Annotated in this window: 17 protein-coding genes and 1 pseudogene; 9 read left to right on the top strand and 9 right to left on the bottom strand. The window is 33.4% G+C overall.

The window, feature by feature from the left end; translation table 11 throughout:
• Window positions 1-115: 115 nt before the first annotated feature.
• Window positions 116-1606, bottom strand: coding sequence for an IS21 family transposase (istA, locus tag V7183_RS09550; protein ID WP_335359324.1), 1491 nt, complete (start codon window positions 1604-1606; stop codon window positions 116-118).
• Between the two features lie 1112 nt (window positions 1607-2718).
• Between istA and V7183_RS09555 the strand changes: the two genes are divergently transcribed.
• A complete protein-coding gene (locus V7183_RS09555) occupies window positions 2719-2799 on the top strand; it encodes a YjcZ family sporulation protein (protein WP_335359338.1) in 81 nt (26 codons plus the stop codon).
• A gap of 546 nt (window positions 2800-3345) precedes the next feature.
• Here V7183_RS09555 and V7183_RS09560 read toward each other — a convergent pair.
• Window positions 3346-3527, bottom strand: a pseudogene (locus tag V7183_RS09560) (IS4 family transposase); the annotation flags it as partial.
• Between the two features lie 104 nt (window positions 3528-3631).
• On the opposite strand from V7183_RS09560, the gene V7183_RS09565 reads away from it, so the two are divergent.
• On the top strand, window positions 3632-4066 hold the full coding sequence (locus V7183_RS09565) for a DUF4879 domain-containing protein (RefSeq protein WP_335359325.1): 435 nt from the start codon (window positions 3632-3634) through the stop codon (window positions 4064-4066).
• Window positions 4067-4774: 708 nt separating this feature from the next.
• On the top strand, window positions 4775-4885 hold the full coding sequence (locus V7183_RS09570; protein WP_335359326.1) for a YjcZ family sporulation protein: 111 nt from the start codon (window positions 4775-4777) through the stop codon (window positions 4883-4885).
• A gap of 519 nt (window positions 4886-5404) precedes the next feature.
• Here the strand turns inward: V7183_RS09570 and V7183_RS09575 are convergent.
• Window positions 5405-5941, bottom strand: coding sequence for a hypothetical protein (locus tag V7183_RS09575; RefSeq protein WP_335359327.1), 537 nt, complete (start codon window positions 5939-5941; stop codon window positions 5405-5407).
• Window positions 5942-6487: 546 nt separating this feature from the next.
• Between V7183_RS09575 and V7183_RS09580 the strand changes: the two genes are divergently transcribed.
• Window positions 6488-7105 (top strand): histidine phosphatase family protein, encoded by a 618-nt coding sequence (locus V7183_RS09580; protein ID WP_335359328.1) that lies wholly within the window; start codon window positions 6488-6490, stop codon window positions 7103-7105.
• Between the two features lie 521 nt (window positions 7106-7626).
• Here the strand turns inward: V7183_RS09580 and V7183_RS09585 are convergent.
• Entirely contained in the window at window positions 7627-7977 is a 351-nt protein-coding gene (locus tag V7183_RS09585; protein WP_335359329.1) for a YolD-like family protein, read from the bottom strand.
• Window positions 7974-9239, bottom strand: a complete 1266-nt coding sequence (locus V7183_RS09590) for a Y-family DNA polymerase (RefSeq protein ID WP_335359330.1) — start codon at window positions 9237-9239, stop codon at window positions 7974-7976. The genes V7183_RS09585 and V7183_RS09590 overlap by 4 nt, the downstream gene beginning before the upstream one ends.
• A gap of 264 nt (window positions 9240-9503) precedes the next feature.
• On the opposite strand from V7183_RS09590, the gene V7183_RS09595 reads away from it, so the two are divergent.
• Together V7183_RS09595 and V7183_RS09600 are read left to right on the top strand one after the other, a co-directional pair.
• Complete coding sequence (locus V7183_RS09595) at window positions 9504-9698, top strand: hypothetical protein (RefSeq protein WP_335359339.1); 195 nt, start codon at window positions 9504-9506, stop codon at window positions 9696-9698.
• 241 nt (window positions 9699-9939) lie between these two features.
• Window positions 9940-10212, top strand: a complete 273-nt coding sequence (locus V7183_RS09600) for an HU family DNA-binding protein (protein ID WP_335359331.1) — start codon at window positions 9940-9942, stop codon at window positions 10210-10212.
• Window positions 10213-10316: 104 nt separating this feature from the next.
• Here the strand turns inward: V7183_RS09600 and V7183_RS09605 are convergent, their stop codons facing one another.
• Complete coding sequence (locus V7183_RS09605) at window positions 10317-12170, bottom strand: hypothetical protein (protein ID WP_335359332.1); 1854 nt, start codon at window positions 12168-12170, stop codon at window positions 10317-10319.
• A gap of 293 nt (window positions 12171-12463) precedes the next feature.
• Between V7183_RS09605 and V7183_RS09610 the strand changes: the two genes are divergently transcribed.
• Entirely contained in the window at window positions 12464-12973 is a 510-nt protein-coding gene (locus V7183_RS09610; protein WP_335359333.1) for a DinB family protein, read from the top strand.
• Window positions 12974-13110: 137 nt separating this feature from the next.
• Here the strand turns inward: V7183_RS09610 and V7183_RS09615 are convergent, their stop codons facing one another.
• The 3 genes from V7183_RS09615 to V7183_RS09625 form a co-directional block, all read right to left on the bottom strand.
• The gene (locus tag V7183_RS09615; protein WP_335359340.1) at window positions 13111-13281 is read right to left on the bottom strand and encodes a hypothetical protein; all 171 of its coding nucleotides are present in this window, start codon (window positions 13279-13281) and stop codon (window positions 13111-13113) included.
• Between the two features lie 305 nt (window positions 13282-13586).
• Window positions 13587-15311, bottom strand: coding sequence for a DUF2726 domain-containing protein (locus tag V7183_RS09620; protein WP_335359334.1), 1725 nt, complete (start codon window positions 15309-15311; stop codon window positions 13587-13589).
• A 489-nt stretch (window positions 15312-15800) separates the two neighbouring features.
• A complete protein-coding gene (locus tag V7183_RS09625; RefSeq protein ID WP_335359335.1) occupies window positions 15801-16658 on the bottom strand; it encodes a LysR family transcriptional regulator in 858 nt (285 codons plus the stop codon).
• A 111-nt stretch (window positions 16659-16769) separates the two neighbouring features.
• Between V7183_RS09625 and V7183_RS09630 the strand changes: the two genes are divergently transcribed.
• On the top strand, window positions 16770-17996 hold the full coding sequence (locus V7183_RS09630) for an MFS transporter (RefSeq protein WP_335359336.1): 1227 nt from the start codon (window positions 16770-16772) through the stop codon (window positions 17994-17996).
• A gap of 552 nt (window positions 17997-18548) precedes the next feature.
• Window positions 18549-19062 (top strand): DMT family transporter (locus V7183_RS09635; RefSeq protein ID WP_335359337.1); only part of this gene is annotated, 514 nt, incomplete at its 3' end.

The raw sequence follows: 19062 nt of genomic DNA on the forward strand, positions 1-19062 counted from the left end.
TCTTTCATTAATACATCTTGTAAGAATTGTTCTTTATTTTGAAAATCCACCTCGTCATATAGTTCCGCAAGGTAACCTAATCGCAATAACTTACAAATATCTTTCAATTTTTGATTCATGATGACACCGCCTGTCCTAATAATTTGTCATAACTACTTAAATCAGTTTCGTAATTTACAAGAACAGAGGGTGTATATTCATAACTAGTATTTATGTTATTTAACTTATGTGCATCCATGAGATAACGTAATTCATGTGGATCTCTTTCATAACGACTTTCGTCGTTTAAAACATTTGAAACTTCTTCCAAGGTATATCCTTTTTGTAAGATGTCTTTTAAACCTTTTAATCGATTTTTTATTTCAGCATTTGTATACAATAAATAATGTTGAACTTTTTCTGGTAAATGTTTCACATGCCTTGAATATTTGACAGCCCTTGGTTTTGTAATCCAATCATCAAAAATGCTTTTCCATGGAATTGGGGTAGAATGATTCATATAAGGCCGAAATCCTTCAAAGATCATTTCTCCATTTTTATCAATACATACGAAGGTATCCCATTCTTTTTTAATAGTAATTACTTGATTGATTTTTACATTTGGAATATAGATCTTCTCATTATCAAACGTAATCTCACCGTACTTATTTACTGTACTTTGTGCAATCTCATAAATAGAAAAATCTTGTTTTGGTAATGCTTTTAATTTTTGTTTATCTTCTTGCCATAATTCATCTATTAAAACACCTTTGTCATAATGGACACGATTTCGATCCTCAATTAGTTTCTTTTCTAACCAAGATGCAAGTTGTTCAAAACTCTCCATGGTTGGTTCTGGTAGAAATAGATTATTTCGAGTATATCCAACTTTCTTTTCCACGTTACCTTTTTCGTGACCACTGTAAGGATTACAAGCTTGTATTTCAAATCCATACTGAGCCTGAAAGGCTAAGAATGAATCTGTATACTTTCTGTTTTCTCCTTTTCCAATTGTAGCTACTGCCGCTGATAAATTATCAATTCGTAATACGCTTGGTACACCACCAGCTTGTTGGAATGTTGTTTTTAATCCCTGTAAAAAACACTCCGTGTTTTCAGCCGGTAATGGGCAAGCAAATGCCACATTACTATGAGGAAAACTTAAATATAGAACCTTTACATCTTTGTAGGATCCATTTTTAACCACTTTCATATTTCCATAATCAACTTGCGCTTCTCCTGGAGGGTGTTCAAGTCTTTCGTAACGAGTTGCTTTTTCTATTTTTAATTCTAATTTTCGATTTTGAACATAATCACATACGGTTCGGTACGAACCTTTAAATCCATGCTCGTCACGCAACTGTTCAAACATTTTTTTAGCTGTTCTACGTTGTTTTTTCTTTAATTTTGCATCTTCTGTTAACCAACAATCAATGATTTCACCATACACTTCTTCATACATCATTCCAGTTTTAGCTTTTGGCAATTGACCTATTTCAATATCTCCGTCAGCATATTTTTTAGCAGTTCTCCAATTGCATCCTAACCTTCTAGAGATTTCCGCAATTGTTAGGTCTTCGTTTTCCCGTAAATGTTTGATATAATTAATTTCTGGCATTGCTAGCATATCCTTTCATATCCTCCCTGTAATTGAATTCGACACTCAACACAGTAGAGGTTATTTAAGAGGCTGGCAAGCCTTTTTTTGTGCAATCATTTCTGCACGTTTTTATTGCATTACTTTGTACTTTAATTTTGCACTAAACAGATGGGCATTGTGCCTGAAGCCCATATACTAAAAAAACTACACAAACCAACCATTATCATTATCCATGTAGACAAATAATTACCATTAGCTATTAGAGGTAGCACCCCATCACTTGCATTCATTGCAGCCTGATCACTATCATTTTGTTCACTGGATACCGCGTATATTGATACCAAAACAAGACCGTCTTTTAACATGTCTGAACGTACACTTTTTATCATTTGTCGTTCCGCATTTACTTAAAAGAAACAAGTCTGCTATGGTATAGGTACAAGTTTTTTACATTTATTTTCTCAACATATAGCCGTGAGAACTTAACAATAAGTTTGTTAAAATATAATTAACCGATATCTTAACAACTTGCCTGTGTTTCTTCACAGGTATTTTTTTATGCTAGTTTTTAGTTAGCAAATATACTCTTCTCACCCCTTTTTGATGCTGTACGCATCATCATAGTCGAGAACCGGTGGGGTAGTTGGTAATACAGACAGGTTCAGTTCTCAACCATGATGACAAGCAAAGGTCCTGTCGTATGTTCCTAAATTCGTAACATTCATATATACTACTTCTAGGTTTTATGTGTTAAACTGATTACATTCTAAGATGTTATTCATTACCGTTTGTCCTTTTTGCAATACTCTATTTGTTGCTCTGGAGTCCGCCCAACTCTAGAGCCCTTTTTTGTTCTTGAAATTGTCAAAACTTTCGGGAATCATTGGAGTTAGTATGTGATATTATATTGTTATAAGGTCATATGTTCCCACCCCTGTAAAGCCCTGTACCCTTCACAGGGCTTTTTATTTTACTCTTATTTCACCAGAGTTATAAATTCAAGGGAGGCACTCGAAAGGGTGTCTTTTCTTTTTTTCTAAAGGACCTGTTCACTTTTAGATCCTAACAACATAAAATAAACCGAATCCGTTACGTGTGAACCCCTATGTTTTTCCCTCTTACTTAAAGGAGGAACTATTATGGGCCTCGGTGGAGGATTCGCTTTACTCGTCGTACTCTTTATATTATTAATCATAGTTGGGGCTGCTTGCTTCTGCTAAAAAACCATCAGAAAAGATACTCATAAGAGTGTCTTTTCTTTATGGGGTCCTGCTAACCAAATGACATAAAACCCACATTAAGGCATTTTTTGGAATCCACTTTACACTTCACGGCACGGTTGCTTCCTCTACCCCGGATAAAAACCATTTTTGATACTGCCATTCCGAGACGATTTACATCAAATGTAAATCGTCCGATGGACTAGAACAGTTACCCTGTGACTAAGCCCATAAGGGGCCGGTTTTCTCTTTATTTGCTAACAACGTGGAAGATGAAAAAAATTAATAATTGCATTTATAATAGCATCTAGTACAGGTGTATGCATCCTAATCACCCCTGTTATTAATTATAATATATTTATATATAAAGATACATTATAATCATTTATTTTTTCAAGGGCTTTGTTGCCGAGACCCCATGCCCATCAACTTAAGAAGGAAAATAAAATGAACTTTTGTTCATATGAACGAAAAAAACTTAAAATATTTTGTGACCTTAAAAATGAGTATACCAAATAAACCTAGATAGGTATCACTTTTCAAAAATTATACAGCTTTCTTTAGACTTCCTAACACATGATACTCATAGGCAACACCCAGAATATTAAAAGCTTTTTCTTTTCATATCTGTGAGGCTTCCGTCCACTCTCCTGTAAGGGGTGGAACAGCCGAATAAGAATCATTGCTATTTCTTGGGTGTCTTTCTGTATAGATTGATAGAGAAAGACACCCAAGAGACAAGTCTGTTTTGTTAATATTTTCAAAAATAGTAACATTTTTACTTAGTTATGTTATAATCGAATATATAAATAATACATAAGGGGATGGGAATATGTTTAAAAAAGCTATTTTAGGAGTTTCATCTTTAGCAGTTGCGGCAGTAGTTGGATTAGGAATGGCACCTGAGGCATCAGCAGGGTCAGCTCCTCCTCTAACTTCTTTAGATGTAGTAAAAATTGAATCAGAACTAGGTGGGGTCGAATATGTAAACCCTAATAATCTTAGTACGGTCAAAGATCACGGTGGAAGTTATTTATACATTTATACAAGAGAAATTGGCTATGGCCACATTCGTAATGTTAAAATGAATGGCACACAATTAAAAGAAATGAGTCGAACAATGATAGATTTAAATGGCGATCGCATTGTAGATGGCTGGACAATGAAATGGGATGGATCAGGTCACCAGGATGGACGATTTGAATATCAAAACACTTCCACGAACTACCCTTGGAATAAAATGTATACAGCAATAAATATTAAATAATAAGTACTTATACGGGGACCTGTGTAGCAACCGAATGATGAAATTAACTAAAACTAGATTCTAAGAAAATAAATTATAGATATCTTTTCTTTATGGACATATGACACTCACTAGAGTGTCTTTTCTTTATGAAAATATCCCCACACAAAGTGCAGGGATCTGGAGTAAAATACTCTACAAGCTCACCAATATATGATAACTCACCTATTTCCGTAGGTAGGTTATCGCTTTATTGCACACCATCAAAGTATACCCTCTTTTTTTTCATAAACTTTATGCAATTATACATATTCGGAACAAATTACATGAAACCAATAATTAATATGGTAAAATAACTATTGTGGATACGTTCTATAAAACAGATTCTATGATTAGAAGACGTAACACATCTCAATCATATAGATGTGACGTTATTCTAATCTAGTTAACAAAATGATATCAATAATCTTGTTTTTGTACACTAACAATCTGGTAAAAATAAATGATTCTGTTTTATAGAACGTGTTTACACGTATAACAATGGGGTAATACGGATAGATTCGTATTAAATGAAAGTGGTTCAAGTTAGAGAAGGCACCTTATGGTGTCTTTTCTTTATTTCTCAACGGACCTGCTCAATTAGATTCCAACAACATACAGTAAAGTGAAACCGTTAAAAAATATGTGCAATCCAATGTTTTTGTCTCCTGCTTCAAAGGAGGATTTAATATGGACTTTGGTGGCGGCTTTGCTGGAGGATTCGCTTTACTCATTGTGCTATTTATCCTATTGATTATCATCGGATGTAGCTGTTGGGGAGGCGGAGGATTCGGGTACTAAAGAAAATAGGCGCTCATTTGAGTGTCTTTTCTTTATGGGGGTCCCGCTAACTATATGACATAAAACCTAAATTAATACATTTTTTGGAATATACTTTACACTTCACAGCACGGTTGCCCCCTCTACCCCTAATAAAAACCATTTTTGGTACTGCCATTCCGAGACGATTTACATTTGATGTAAATCGTCTGACGGACTAGAACAGTTACCCTGTGACTAAGCCCATAAGGAGCTAATTTTCTCTTTTATTTGCTAACAACGTGGAAGATGAAAAAAATTAATAATTGCATTTATAATAGCATCTAGTATAGGTGTATGCATCCCAATCACCCCCTGTTATTAATTATATATACTCAATTATGGTATATTTATATATGAAAATATACCATAATTGCTTATTTTTTCAAGAGCTTTGTTGACAAGATCCCATGCCCATCAAGCTAAAAAAAGCAAATACCCAAAAATAAAAAAGAGCCAACTCATAAGAGTCAACTCCTCATTGTGTCAATTATTTTAGTATTAATTTGCCTTCACGATTGCAGAGGAAGCTTGATCATTCCATGTTCTTGCACCATCTCCCATACTAACTGTTGTTAAATTAATATATTTCCCATTGTTTACAATAGCAAGTGCACGTCCTTGTGCATTACTATGTTCATAAATTGTTGTATAGTCTCCAAATGGGTGCGTAAGGATAGAGGAAACTGCATCATTGTTTGAACCACTAAAATTAGCTAGAATAACAGGATTTCTACTCGAATTTACAGTAAAACGCGCCCCCTTTAAATCTATGTCATAATAAAATGTGGAGTAAATCTGTGATGAAGATTGTAGGGTTTTTGTAAAGTCTGGAGCAACCGGATGTGTCTTTAAGTATGTTTCAAACTCTACCTTGTTATCAAATCCAATTGTTGTAGGACTTTCATTCAATTCACTCGGCGTTACAACTTTATAGGGCTGTGAAGAAGAATCTGCATAAGCCGCCGTATTTGATACACCAAGCAACATTGTTCCAACTAATAAAGCAGTAGAAAGTACACCCATAACACGTTTCAAATTTATCACTCCTCTAATAGAATACGTACAAGTTTATTGTACAAGTACTTTCCTTTTATTGGCAATCAATTGATTTATTTCTCAATAAAGATAATCAATATGTATAGATTTCTAATTATATTTGGAACTTAAATTAAAAGATAAACTTCAATAATTTAAGACCATTACGAGACAAAATGTGACTTTACCCATAAAGTTGCCGCTAAAGGAAGCATAACTTTGCCGTAGATTAATTGTTAACCCATAAGCTTGCCGTGAATGCTGTTGCTTTGTAATAAAGTTTGATAAAAAACCTGTAATTACAAGAACTTTATTCTTCAATATTGCGAAAATTTGGTTTGATAGCTTAAAGCAACTAGATTTTGAATCAAGCAGATTCTGGTTATTTTTCCACATTATAGGTAATCCGTTGAACATTCGCTCTTCATAAAAACGGGGGATTGAGAAAAATTTAATTTGCTAAGTTGGTCGGTTGGCTTAAAATTAAGTTAGGGGATTGTTTAATTTTATAAAAAATAGGTATTAGATTTTAAATACTCGGAGGGTATGAGTTTGAAACAAATTATTTATTTACTTAGACATGGAGAAACTGAATTAAATGTAAAAGGCCGGTATCAGGGGGAACTTGATTCAGCACTAACGTCTGATGGCATTGAACAAGTCAAAAAGAATGCAAAATTACTAAAAGTACTAATTGATAACCCTAAAGAGTGGGAGTTTATTTCCAGTCCATTAGGAAGGGCGCAACAAAGTACTGATATAGTATGTGAGGTTATAGGTTACGATAGAAATAAAGTTAAAATGGACGATCGATTAAAAGAAGTCTCTGTCGGTAAATGGGCTGGTTTAACTACAAAAGAAATTGAAAAATCTTGGCCGGAACTCATGGAAAATACTAATAATTACAATTGGTATTTTAATTCCCCTAGTGGAGAGAGCTATGATTCAGTTGTAGAGAGAGTATCTGAATGGCTACATTCTATACAAAATAAAGAAAAAGTAATAGTAATGTCACATGGACTTACTGGAAGAATAATAAGAGGAGTATATCAGGGGATAACAAAAAATCAAGCATTAGTCTTAGAAGTATCTCAGAATACTTTCTTTAAACTATCTGATAAGCAAATAGAAAGTTTTTGTTCAGAGTATGATGAATTTTATTAAATGGGACTCCATCTTATGAGTGAAAAGGTTATATTTTCAAACTGAATAACATTCCCATATAAAAAATAAATCGAACCTTAAATTTCAAAAAAATCAAACGATAAATTTTTCTATTTTAAGTAGAAATAATCAACCTTTGTTCTAATCACTCTTATTTACAAAAACTAAATCCAACTCAAAACCAAACTCACCTATTTTGATCAATCTTTTTTCAAAGTAAGTGAGTTTTTTCTATTACAAAATCAACGTTTGCAGCATATTTTTAATCAAACTATATTCAAAAGCTACAAAAACGACATTAAAAATATGCTACAAATCCTGGAAGCATAAGTTTGCCGCGAACAAAAAAAACCATAAACTTACCGAAACGGCAAACTTATGGTTTAAATCACACAAAAATCCAATAAAAAGGTAGTAAAATAAATAACCGGTTCCTTAACGTACAGAGAACCGGTTAAAATATGCCCAAATTATGTCGTAACGTACAATTTTCTATTTTGAATAAGATGACCCATAGTAACTCAATTATGTATCTTACAATCAACAATGTCCGTGAATTGGAATCGATTTTTAAAGCGGAATGCATCTGTAGCAATTACTATTTGAGCATATGGATCTATTTTTTGAATATCCATGATTTCATGGAAGATAAAACCGTCCTTATAGTACCAAATGTCAACCTCTTCCTGTGTTCTATATGCATTATGTAACACACGCTCTATCTCTTCCTTTTGCTGCTCATCTAATATTGGTTTTGGCACTTTCGTTTGTTCATGAATCATTCTGTGTAAGCCAGCAAACTGCTCCGGCATACTAATAAACGGAGCCCACTTTTCTTTCCCTCGACCTCTTGGGATACGTGTTTCTTTCATGCTCGGTGTCCCCCTATCAATTGATTTCTGTACTTAATTGTAGAATGTGGCATATATGACACAGCTCTTAATACGCTATTTTTTCCAAAACGAGTACGGATCTCATCTAAAGCTTTTGTTAGTTTCATCTGCTGCTCTCTTTTCTTTAGGTCATCAAATAATGAAATCTGTTCTTCCCCTTCATCTACTAAGTTTGTCAGTGCAATACTGATACTTCGAATTGGTTCTCCTGTATGCAGCTGCAACAGATATTTCAAACAAATGTTGTAGATATCCATCGTTATATTCGTCGCACGGTCAAAGGTAACATTTTTTCTAAATCCCCCCTGGTACTCTTTGCTATAGCCAATAGAAAATTGTACTGTCCGAGCTAGTTTATTCTGCATTCGCATGCGATAGCATACTTCCTCAATTTGCTCAAGTAATATTACGGGTATTTCTTCAATTTGATAGTCTCGCATTAATATTTGGCTCTTACCTATGGATGTTGATTTTGGTATGTATGTATCGGAAATACAGCTAAAATCAATTCCATGGCTATGGAGATGCAAATCCGTTCCTAGCACACCAAACTCTTGCTGCAAGTATTTCAAAGGATAATGAGCCAGATCTCCTATTGTATGTATTCCTTTTCTATTTAATTTGGCTTCTGTTTTCGTTGATATCCCCCAAAATTTGCTTAATGGACGAATGGACCAAAACTTTGTTGGTACATCATCATAGTTCCACTCAGCTATACCATCTGCATTATATTTCGACTCTACATCCAGGGCTATCTTTGACATGAGCATGTTTTTTCCTATGCCGACTGTACTAGATATGCGACTTGCATCATAAATTTCTTGTTGTATTTTCTTTGCAAATTCTCTAGGACTATCCGCAAATAGATGTAAAACACTGTCAATTTGGAAAAAGCATTCATCTATTGAATATTGGTGATAGAACTCTGGAGGCACATATTTTAGTATAATTTTTGAGATGTAATTTGAACAACGTATGTATGTCTCCATCATTGGATTTACAATATGTACATCTGGCATGTTCGCTATCTGATATAGCCGACTACCCTGTTTTATCCCCATATTCTTTAGCGGTCTGGTAGCAGCTAATACAACAGAACCTGGTCGTGTGGTGTCGCTGACAACTGCTAACTTTGTTCGTAATGGATCATAACCTAGCTTAACGCAAGAGACGCTAGCGAAAAATGAAACTAGATCAAGGCAAAGTATAGTTTGATTTGGACAAAGTGAATAATCGTACATAGCTAAATCCTCCTAATATCAGAACGCTTGTTCTTATTATATTCCTATCTAATCCAAATATTCAACACCTCTTTACGAAAATACGTTCGTATCAAGTGAGATATTTTTGAGAGAACTTATGTTAAAGTTTCCAAAGAATTTGATTATAATAAGTATGAGTACACGACCAATTTGTTTGGAACAAATATATAAATTAAAATTTGAACGCTTCTGATATGGGTAATATAAAAACACAATTAGTCTAGGGAGAGATTTATTATGAAGATGACTAAAGGAGATGCTATTCTTCGTTTGCTAACAGAGATTAAACTTGAATTCAAGGAGTCGAGAGAATTGATGGAGCAGATGAACAAGAAAGTGGATAAGATAGAAAAACAAATTGAGGAACTAAAGACATCAAAGGCTCCTACTCTACCTCAAAATGAAAGGGATTGGAAATATCCCTCGAAAATGAAATAGGTTAGGGGTAATTTAGAACTAATTTTCTCATCCAAAGGCTTATTTTCTTAGTAGTACTTGAATTAATTAACTAATATGGTAAAATATTAATGCAGGATGGAAACATTTTAAACTTTATTGATACTTACCACTAATTAAAAGCCCTAGGTATTCTAGGGCTTTTTTTATGCGCTATTATTTGCTTAGTGATATAGAATACGCTATAATATTCACCTATTCACAATACTAAGAGGTGCAAGATATGAATAAAACAGAACTAACAAAAGTCGTAGCAGAAAAAGCAGAACTATCACAAAAAGATGCAGCTGCAGCAACACAAGCTGTATTAGATTCCATTACGAATGCACTTGTAGCCGGAGAGAAAGTACAAATCATTGGATTTGGTACATTTGAAGTCCGCGAAAGAGCTGCACGTATGGGACGTAACCCACAAACTGGTGAAGAAATGCAAATCGCTGCTTCAAAGGTTCCTGCTTTCAAAGCTGGAAAAGAGTTAAAAGAAGCAGTGAAATAATAAATAACTAAGAGGATCTGCTATTTACGCAGATCCTTCTTTAATTAAAAATAAACACTTTTTTCAACTTTCAGGTGTCGCATTTTTTAGACACCTTTATATCCCTAATAATTCAACTGATATTTTGGATATAGATCTTGCAACATTTTATTTATATTTCCTCTCCAAAATTTTTGTAAAGGATAACCTAGTCCTTGTTCTTTTAACCATTTCCCACTGTATATCCGCAATACATCATCTTTTGTTAGTTTCTCTTTTTCTTCGATTGTCCAACGTAATGCTTCAAGCCCTTTTTCCTCTGTCCAGAATCCAGTAGGCGTTTTCTTTAATTCCCATTCTTTAAAACGATTTGGGTACAAATCATTTAACATGTCATAAGAACGACTACTCCAAAATTTTTGTAAAGGATAACCTAGCCCTTGTCTTTTTATCCATGTTCCACTAAAAACATTTAACAATTCTTTTCTAGTTAATTTTTCTCTTTCCTCAATAATCCAGCGTAATTCATCCAAGGCTTTGTCTTTTGTCCAGTAATTTGAAGGTACTCTAAAAAACTCCCATTCTTTAAATGTATTGGGGTATAGTGCATTTAACATAGCAAACGGACTTGATTTCCAGAACTTTATACAAGGAGTTTGAAGTCGATGTTTTATTAACCATTTTTGTGAATATACATCTATTAACTCCGCACGAGACAAACATTCCTTCTCCTCAATTGTCCATTTTAAAGCATTTAGTGCCGTTTCTTTTGTCCAGTAATTACGATAAGTTGCTTTGAATTGCCATGGCTTAAACCTATTTGGATACAAATCATTAACCATCTTAAATGGGCTACTTTCCCAAATAGATGATACTGGAGTCCATAAATTCCGGTCAGTTAACCATTGGAAAGTAACGTTTTCCAAGATTTCCTCATCACCCCAACCCTCTTGCTGAATATATTCGGACAGAATATGAAGTGATCGTTCTTTTGTCCAATACAGGTTAGGTGTTCTACTTAATTGATATGGTTGAAAGTAATCTGGGAACAAATCATTCAACACAGAGTATGGACTTGTTCCCCAAAATTTTTGAAAAGGTGTACCTAATCTATTTTTGTAGAACCATTTACTATCCATTATTTTAGGTAATTCGTGTTTTTGTAGATTATCTTTTTGTATAATATGTAAAATAGCTTTTATTGCATTTTGTTTCGTCCAATAATTTGAAGGTACATTCTTAAATTGCCATGGTTTAAACTTATTTGGATATAAATCATCAATCATTTTAAATGGACTACTTTGCCAATACATCAATAATGGACTACTTAATTTTTTAGTAACAATCCATTTCATACTGAATACTTCTAATAGTTCCTCATCTTCAAGCTGTTCTTCTTGTATAATATATGCAAGTTCTCGTAATGCGATTTCCTTTGTCCAATAATTTGTAGTCGCACATTTGAAATGAAACGGTTTAAACTGATTAGGGTATAAGTCATTTATCATTAAGTAAGCATTATTTTCCCACAATCGATTACATGGCGCATGTAACTTATGTTTTATAAGCCATTTATGATTGTACACTTCTTTTAATTGCTCCATTGTCAGCCGTTCTTTTTCTTCAATTGTCCAACGCAATGCTTCTAAGCCTGTTTCTTTTGTCCAATAATTTAAAGGAGCCATCTTCAATTCCCATTCTTTTAAAAGTCCTGGATATGCATCATTTAGCATTCTAAATGGACTATCACTATAAATAATAGAAATTGCTCCTCCTAATTTATATCTCTTTATAATTGATAAGTCCCATCCCTCTTTAATCTGATTTCTGTCCCACGTTAAGATAACTTCAATTAGATATTTTGTAACACGTTTAATCAAACTTCTATCTATGTCTTCACTCCAAGTTCCTTTTGGGAACATTCTTCTCTTACCATCTAGAATCTGTTGATAAACTTCTTCAATTGTCAAATTTTTCACTGCATTAACCTCCTTATTTAAGAGTATATCTTAATGGTGAATTATGTATATATTAACTCTTCTTGAAAATTGTAAAATAAGCATTTTGAGGGTCAGCCGAGATACGTGTAAAAATAGGTCATAGCCTTACTTTTATTTCCAGATAAAACCTATTGAAATGATATATAGGGGTGGTGACAGGGTAGCTGGTACTACTCCTTAACGTAGAGTAGTGAAGGAAACCCTTTTTATCGTAGAGAATATATACGGAATAGGAATCTAAGTATGTACTTTCAGATGAAGGGAGAAATCACATGAATAAATTTGTAAATGACAAGTTTTATGAAACGAGAAATAACCTATTAAAGGAGATTACTTTATTGAGTGATGCTCAATTCAATAGTAAGCCAGATATAAATAAATGGAGTATAGCACAAGTTTGTCATCACTTAGTTTTATTAGATGAGGCAGCTATAAGGGTTATTTCGTTTGGATTAAAAGAGATTGATAGTACCCGAAAAGAGCGTCGAAAAATTCACTCTATATTATTAGATAGAACGAAAAAATTTACGGCTCCAGAAATTCTTGAACCAAGCTTAGAACTATTTGAAGTTCAACAAATGATTGATTTGTTAAACGATTCGAGAAAAAAATTGATGACTTTTCTTAGTACAATAGAAGATGTATCTATATTAGCGAAAAAATCAGTGAAGCATCCTGCCTTGGGGGAATTACTTCTTGATCAATGGATAGAACTGATATATTTGCATGAACAGCGTCACATAGAACAAATAAAAGAGATAAAACTACTTTTTGAAAGTTGAATAGTATACGAAAGCTCTATCCAATTGGATGGGGCTTTTTATAATAAAATCTAATTATACAGGAGACCAATTTTATTTCCATGATTATAACCCATTCTTTTAGTCCTCTGTTAAATGACAATAAATTTGTTTTTACTTTAATTCTTCCTCTCGATCAACTGGATTTGAAATATATCTGATTCGACTATGCCTAAAACGTTCATTTCTTGTTTAAATGTTCTCCAAGGTTCCACTTTAATAGTTCTCGTACTCTTATCTCTTAATGTATAAACTCTTATATATTGTAGTTCTTGTTGTTTTCCTGCCATAATTTCTTCCTCCACAAAAGATTCTATATTCATAACGAGCTAAAGCAATTTTTCTATTTGCTTTCTATTGTACGAGGAAATAGCCTAAATGTTAATTTAAAATAAAGTTACGATGTTCATAAAAAAAGGCGATGCTTTCTTCCTTTAAGTAAAAAATTCTAAGTGAGTTTAGATTATGCTTTTTTATAAAAATCAAATTAGCAATTGGGTGTTTTTGCACACCCTACCGAAAAAGAGGTAGTAATACAAAATATACCAAATTATATATTGCATACTATCATCCATCTATACAAACATTTTTGAACTTAGGTCGTACTCCTCTCAAAATTATCTAATACATAGGCATCTAAAACCTTCATAATATTCTCCTCAAAATAGGGTATCCGAAATAGTTTTATGCCGTTAGCATTACAGTATTTATTTTTTATTTCATCTCTTCTTTTAGTAGCTTGAAAACCCTTTTCTCCTCCAAAATACTTAACTGGATAAAAATGTTGTCCACCGTCATATTCGATTAAACAGTACAAGGAACCGTCTTCATGAAAAACTGCAAAATCAAACTTCAATACCCTTATATCCTTGCAATCTTCTATTGTGTATTGTGAGATAAAAGAAATATCATGGTCAATCAAATAATCCCTAATTGCCCGTTCACCGTGACTCTCATTACATGCAGGACATCTGGTACCAGCAAGAAATGAGCTCGGTGCCACCATATACTCATACCCACACTCATTATGTTTCAAACATATTTTAGTGGCAGAATTAATATATTCTCCAATGATGGAATAATTATCACCTACTAAGTTATAAACTTCTTTTATAAACTGCTGAGTGGTTTTCTTTTGATTTCCGTAACAATCTGGACATCTAGTTCCACTCAAAAATTTATCTGGAGTTACTAGATATTCATACTGACATGTATTGTGTCTCATTTGTATATGCGTATCAGTATTGATGTAGTGACCAAGTACCGTATACTCATATCCTACACGATCAAACACTTCTTGGACAAAGGTTTCGTGAGTTTTAGTTAGTTTCTCAATTCTATTAGTCAACGAACAAATAGGACAGCCCTTACCCCCGAGGAAAGCGCTAGGGTTTTCATTATAAATATTACCGCATTTATTATGTTGCACTGCTACCTTAACAACAGCTGTAATATATTCACTTAATACCGTATATTCTTTACCATATAATTCTTGTACCTCTCTTAAAAATTCATTGTGTGTCTTTCTTCTAGATTCCCCTTGTTTTCTTAACATACATACGGGACACCTGCTACCGCGTAGAAAACTATTCGGAGTTACCTCATATACGTTTCCACATTCATTGTGCTGCATTTTAACCTTTGTCATCCAATTTTTATATTTACTTAATACTAGGTATTTATCTCCTACTAAATCAAATACTTCAGTTTCAAACTGCGCATGTGTTTTTTGCATATTGCCAGCACACCTCGGGCATCCGCTACCTCTCAAAAAATGAATTGGCATTGTTTCAAACTCACAACCGCATATTTTGTGTTTGAATTTAACCTTTATTTTATTTCCTTTATAAGGAGTCAACACCTCATAATCATCAGTAATAGTGTTTACTTCCTCAAGAAACTGTTGCTGACTCTTTTTAGGCGTACCAAAACAATTAGGACACCTATCACCGCGTAAAAAATTTTTTGGCATTACCTCATATTCATGATTACATTGAACATGTTTCATTTTAATCTTGGATATACCGTTTACATATTGTCCTAAAACTACATATTCAAATCCGACTCTAGTTTCTACTTCTTTAAGGTATTGCTCATGTGTACGCCTATTATTCCTTGTAACACGTTCTCTAGCGCATTTCGGGCATCTCTGACCTCTAAGAAATGCCTTTGGTATCATTTCAAAGTTATAACCACATTCATTATGTTGTAATTTAATTTTCACATTGGTACCAGTATACAATCCTATTACCGAATATTCCGCTGCTACCAAATCAAATACTTCTTGTACAAAAACTTCGTGAGTTTTCTTTTTCGCCATAACTCTCCCTCAAAACAATTCCCTCTTTTATATGAAAATCTCTATAATTATATAATATAAAAAACACCTTATGCAGCAGCAAATAATTTTTCTTCTATAATTGGGGTCCCGCCAACATGCCCATCAACTTTAGAATTTTCACTACCCCTAAGTACAAAAAACGGGATAGGCATGTATGGTGACCCCTTATATGCGCTGAAGCAATATCCATATTGGGATCCTGCCACATCGCTATCAAGCTAAAAAGAACGGGTTACCTCAAAACAATAAAAATGAGCATAATACACAAAAGCCACTCTATAAAAAACGACAAAAAATCATTTTTTTAATAGGTAATAAATGGTGTATGGCTGAGTAGTTACGATTATTTGATATTTTTTTACAAAAACATCCATTTATGATCAAACTTAGAACATTATTCACAGACAACCTTAAGGGGTTCTACACTATATGCCCCCGCTAAAACAATCCTCAATAATCAAAATTAAGTTACACAGTTTTTTCTTTTATCATTTCAACAAATCTCTGTAAGGCAGCCGAAAAAAGTACATCTTTTCTCATAATAAAATAAGTTGGTACTTTGGAATATTTCTCAGGTAAATCAGTCATAGTTAAAGACTGCTCATGGTCTTTCAAAATTGATTTGACCATGACAGCAATGCCCATTCCAGCCTTCACACAACCAATAATCGCTTCAATTGTACCGAATTCTAATACACGCTTTGGATAAATGCCTTCTTCTTTTAACCACTTTTCTACCCTATTCCGATAGTGACAACCATTCCCAAATGCTAACATAGTGACTTTATCAAGTTCTTGCAAAGTATGTAATGGTTGGTGACTAATAATCGTTAATTCTTCCTGACAAAACAAAAAAGAAGTTAAATCTGGATGATGAACATCTTCAACAATGAATGCCCCTTCTAGTTTACGTTCAAGCACAAGTTGAGTTAGCTCAGTGCTTTTATGAGTTTCTAATACTAATTCAACTTCAGGATAATTTTCATAATAGTTTTTTAGAAGAGGAGGTAAACGGACTGCAGCTGTAGAGTTAGTAGATCCAATCTTCAGCGTACCAAGAGGTTTAGATTGATTACTTCGTACCAATCTGATTGATTGCTCAGTTAAATCTAGAATTTCCCTAGCATATGTTAACAAAATCTCGCCATTAGAATTTAAAGTAACTCCCTTTCCGTTACGGTAAAACAAAGGAACTCCCAACTCATCTTCTAGCTGTTTAATTTTCATAGTCACATTTGATTGAACATAGCTTAGTGATTTCGCTGCTTTCGATATACTTCCTTCTTCGGCTACCTTTTTAAATACAGTCAAATCTTTAATATCCATATAAGTCACCTCTCGAGATATCAATTTTTTTGATAATTTTTATCTTTATTATTTATTTTACTTGATACCTATATATTCATACAATAAGAGAGAAGAGGAGGTAATGATAAAATGCAGAAACAAAAAACAAGAAATAACTCCACTAGCTCTTACAAATGGATTATTTTATTGATTGCAACTATTTCACAAACATGTGCCACGTTTGTTACATACGGGATTGGTCCTTTAGCTTCTTTATGGCAGCAAGTACATCACCTATCTCAATTTCAAATAGGATTACTTGTATCAGTTGTCAATATCGGACCTATTTTCTCGATGTTGTTGTTTGGAAACTTAATGGATCGATATGGCGAAAGATGGATTGTAGGAGGAGGATCTATCTTACTTGGAGCGAGTATGTTGCTTGCCTATCCAGCCACCAATTACACATATGTAGTTGCTACTTTACTATTTGTAGGGGTTTGGTATGGAACGGCACAACCTGGGGGCAGTAAAGCTATTGTAAGGTGGTTTCCTCCTCAGCGTAGAGGACTTGCAATGGGTATTCGTCAAACTGGAATTCCCATCGGAGGTGCTTTAGCTTCTAGTACACTTCCTTTCTTTTTTTATGAATATGGCCTTCCATCTGTAATCCTTGTGCAAGCAATTGCAGCTATTAGTGGGGGCTTATTGTTCATCCTATTTTATCGTGAGGAGCATTCCAGCATTCAAAAAACAGAAACGGTTTCCTTCTTTACAAAGTTAAAGAAGATACAAAGAAACCATTCTCTTTATCCTATCTTTTTAATTGGAATATCAATGATGTCCTTACAAATGGTGCTCGTTTCCCATCTAATGAGTTATCTTACAAATGAAGTTCATACAAATCTTCATCATGCTGGAACATTATTAAGTATAGTATTGATAGGTGGAATGTTTGGGAGGATCCTTTTAGCATGGGCTAGTGATAACATATTTAAAGGAAATCGCGTCATTCCATTACAAATAACTATCGGTATCACTGTCTTATTGCTCCTTTGTACGAGCTATGTCATGACTTATATGACTTTTTGGTTACTTGTAATCTTATGCTTCTTTTTTGGTTTCTTTGCTATCGGTTGGTTTAGTTTATTTATCGTTTTTGTATCAGAAAGATCAGATCCGCAATTTATTGGTTTAACTGTCAGTTTTGCTTTAACATTGAATCAATTTGCTATCGTACTTGCACCTACGTTGTTTGGTATACTTGTTGACTATTTCCATAGTTATACTGTTCCGTTTAGTATCCTAGCTCTTTTCATTGCTTTGAGTGGAATATGGTTAACCATTATCGAATATCGTAACAAACAATTACGGTAACTACTTAGTCACTCTATGAAAAAAAGGTAGAAAAGCATTTTTTTAAATGGTCGAGAGGGACTGGCTATGTATAGGAGCGGTCAGGGCCTTTTCCTGCCACGTGCAACATTTTAAAACAAAGAAAAGCAGCGAAGTGTAGGTCTATTTTTCTCTTCATGGTAGTAATCTATATGCTGAAAAATGAAAATAGGTAATAAGGGGCGTATTCTCACTGGAATCATCCCCCTTACTAAACTTCTAAATGAAATGTATGGCTGAGTAGCTAAAATTTTTTGAATTATTAATCTTAATCCATAATAAACCAAACTTATTGTTGTTTATAAGAACATTCAAATTTCATTGTGAAATTTCTTATTATAAAATTCAACTGTAAGATAATTTGTTGGTGTAATTGTATTTGATTTATTTCAAGAATTTGATTAACTCACTTTAATTGAGTTACTTAACACACTAAATGACGAAATCATTATTAATGAATTTTTGAATTTAATTATTTTAATACGACATTAGTGATAAAAAGCTATAAATATCAAAAAGTAAAGAGGAGAAAAAATGTCACGTAAATTATACTTTGCACTCATTATATTAAGTCTTATTTGGGGAGGATCTTTCTATTTTTTCAAGATTTTAGTTGCAGATTTCAATCCTTTGGTAGTAGCATTTTTACGGTCAACTTTTGGAACTATAACACTTATTGCACTTATACCATTTTTCCGCAAATCTTTAAGAGGGAAAATTCCTTTTATACCCTTGTTTGCTGTAGGAATACTAAATACTTTAATTCCATGGACACTTATTTGTTTTAGCGAACAAAAAATGACTAGTAATTTAGCTTCTGTTTTAAATGCAACCCAACCATTATGGACAATGGTTTTAGGAATTTTATTATTTGGTATACGTTCCAATCGTAACCAAATTATAGGTCTATGTATTGGATTCATAGGTATTTTAATACTCTCAGATATACATCTATCAAATATTTTTTCAGTTGATTCATTAAATTTCGTCGCAATGTTGATAGCAACTTTTTGCTATGGTTTAGCAACCCATATAACAAAGCGTTATC

Source organism: Bacillus sp. JJ1127, assembly GCF_036965845.1.
GTDB lineage: Bacteria > Bacillota > Bacilli > Bacillales > Bacillaceae_G > Bacillus_A.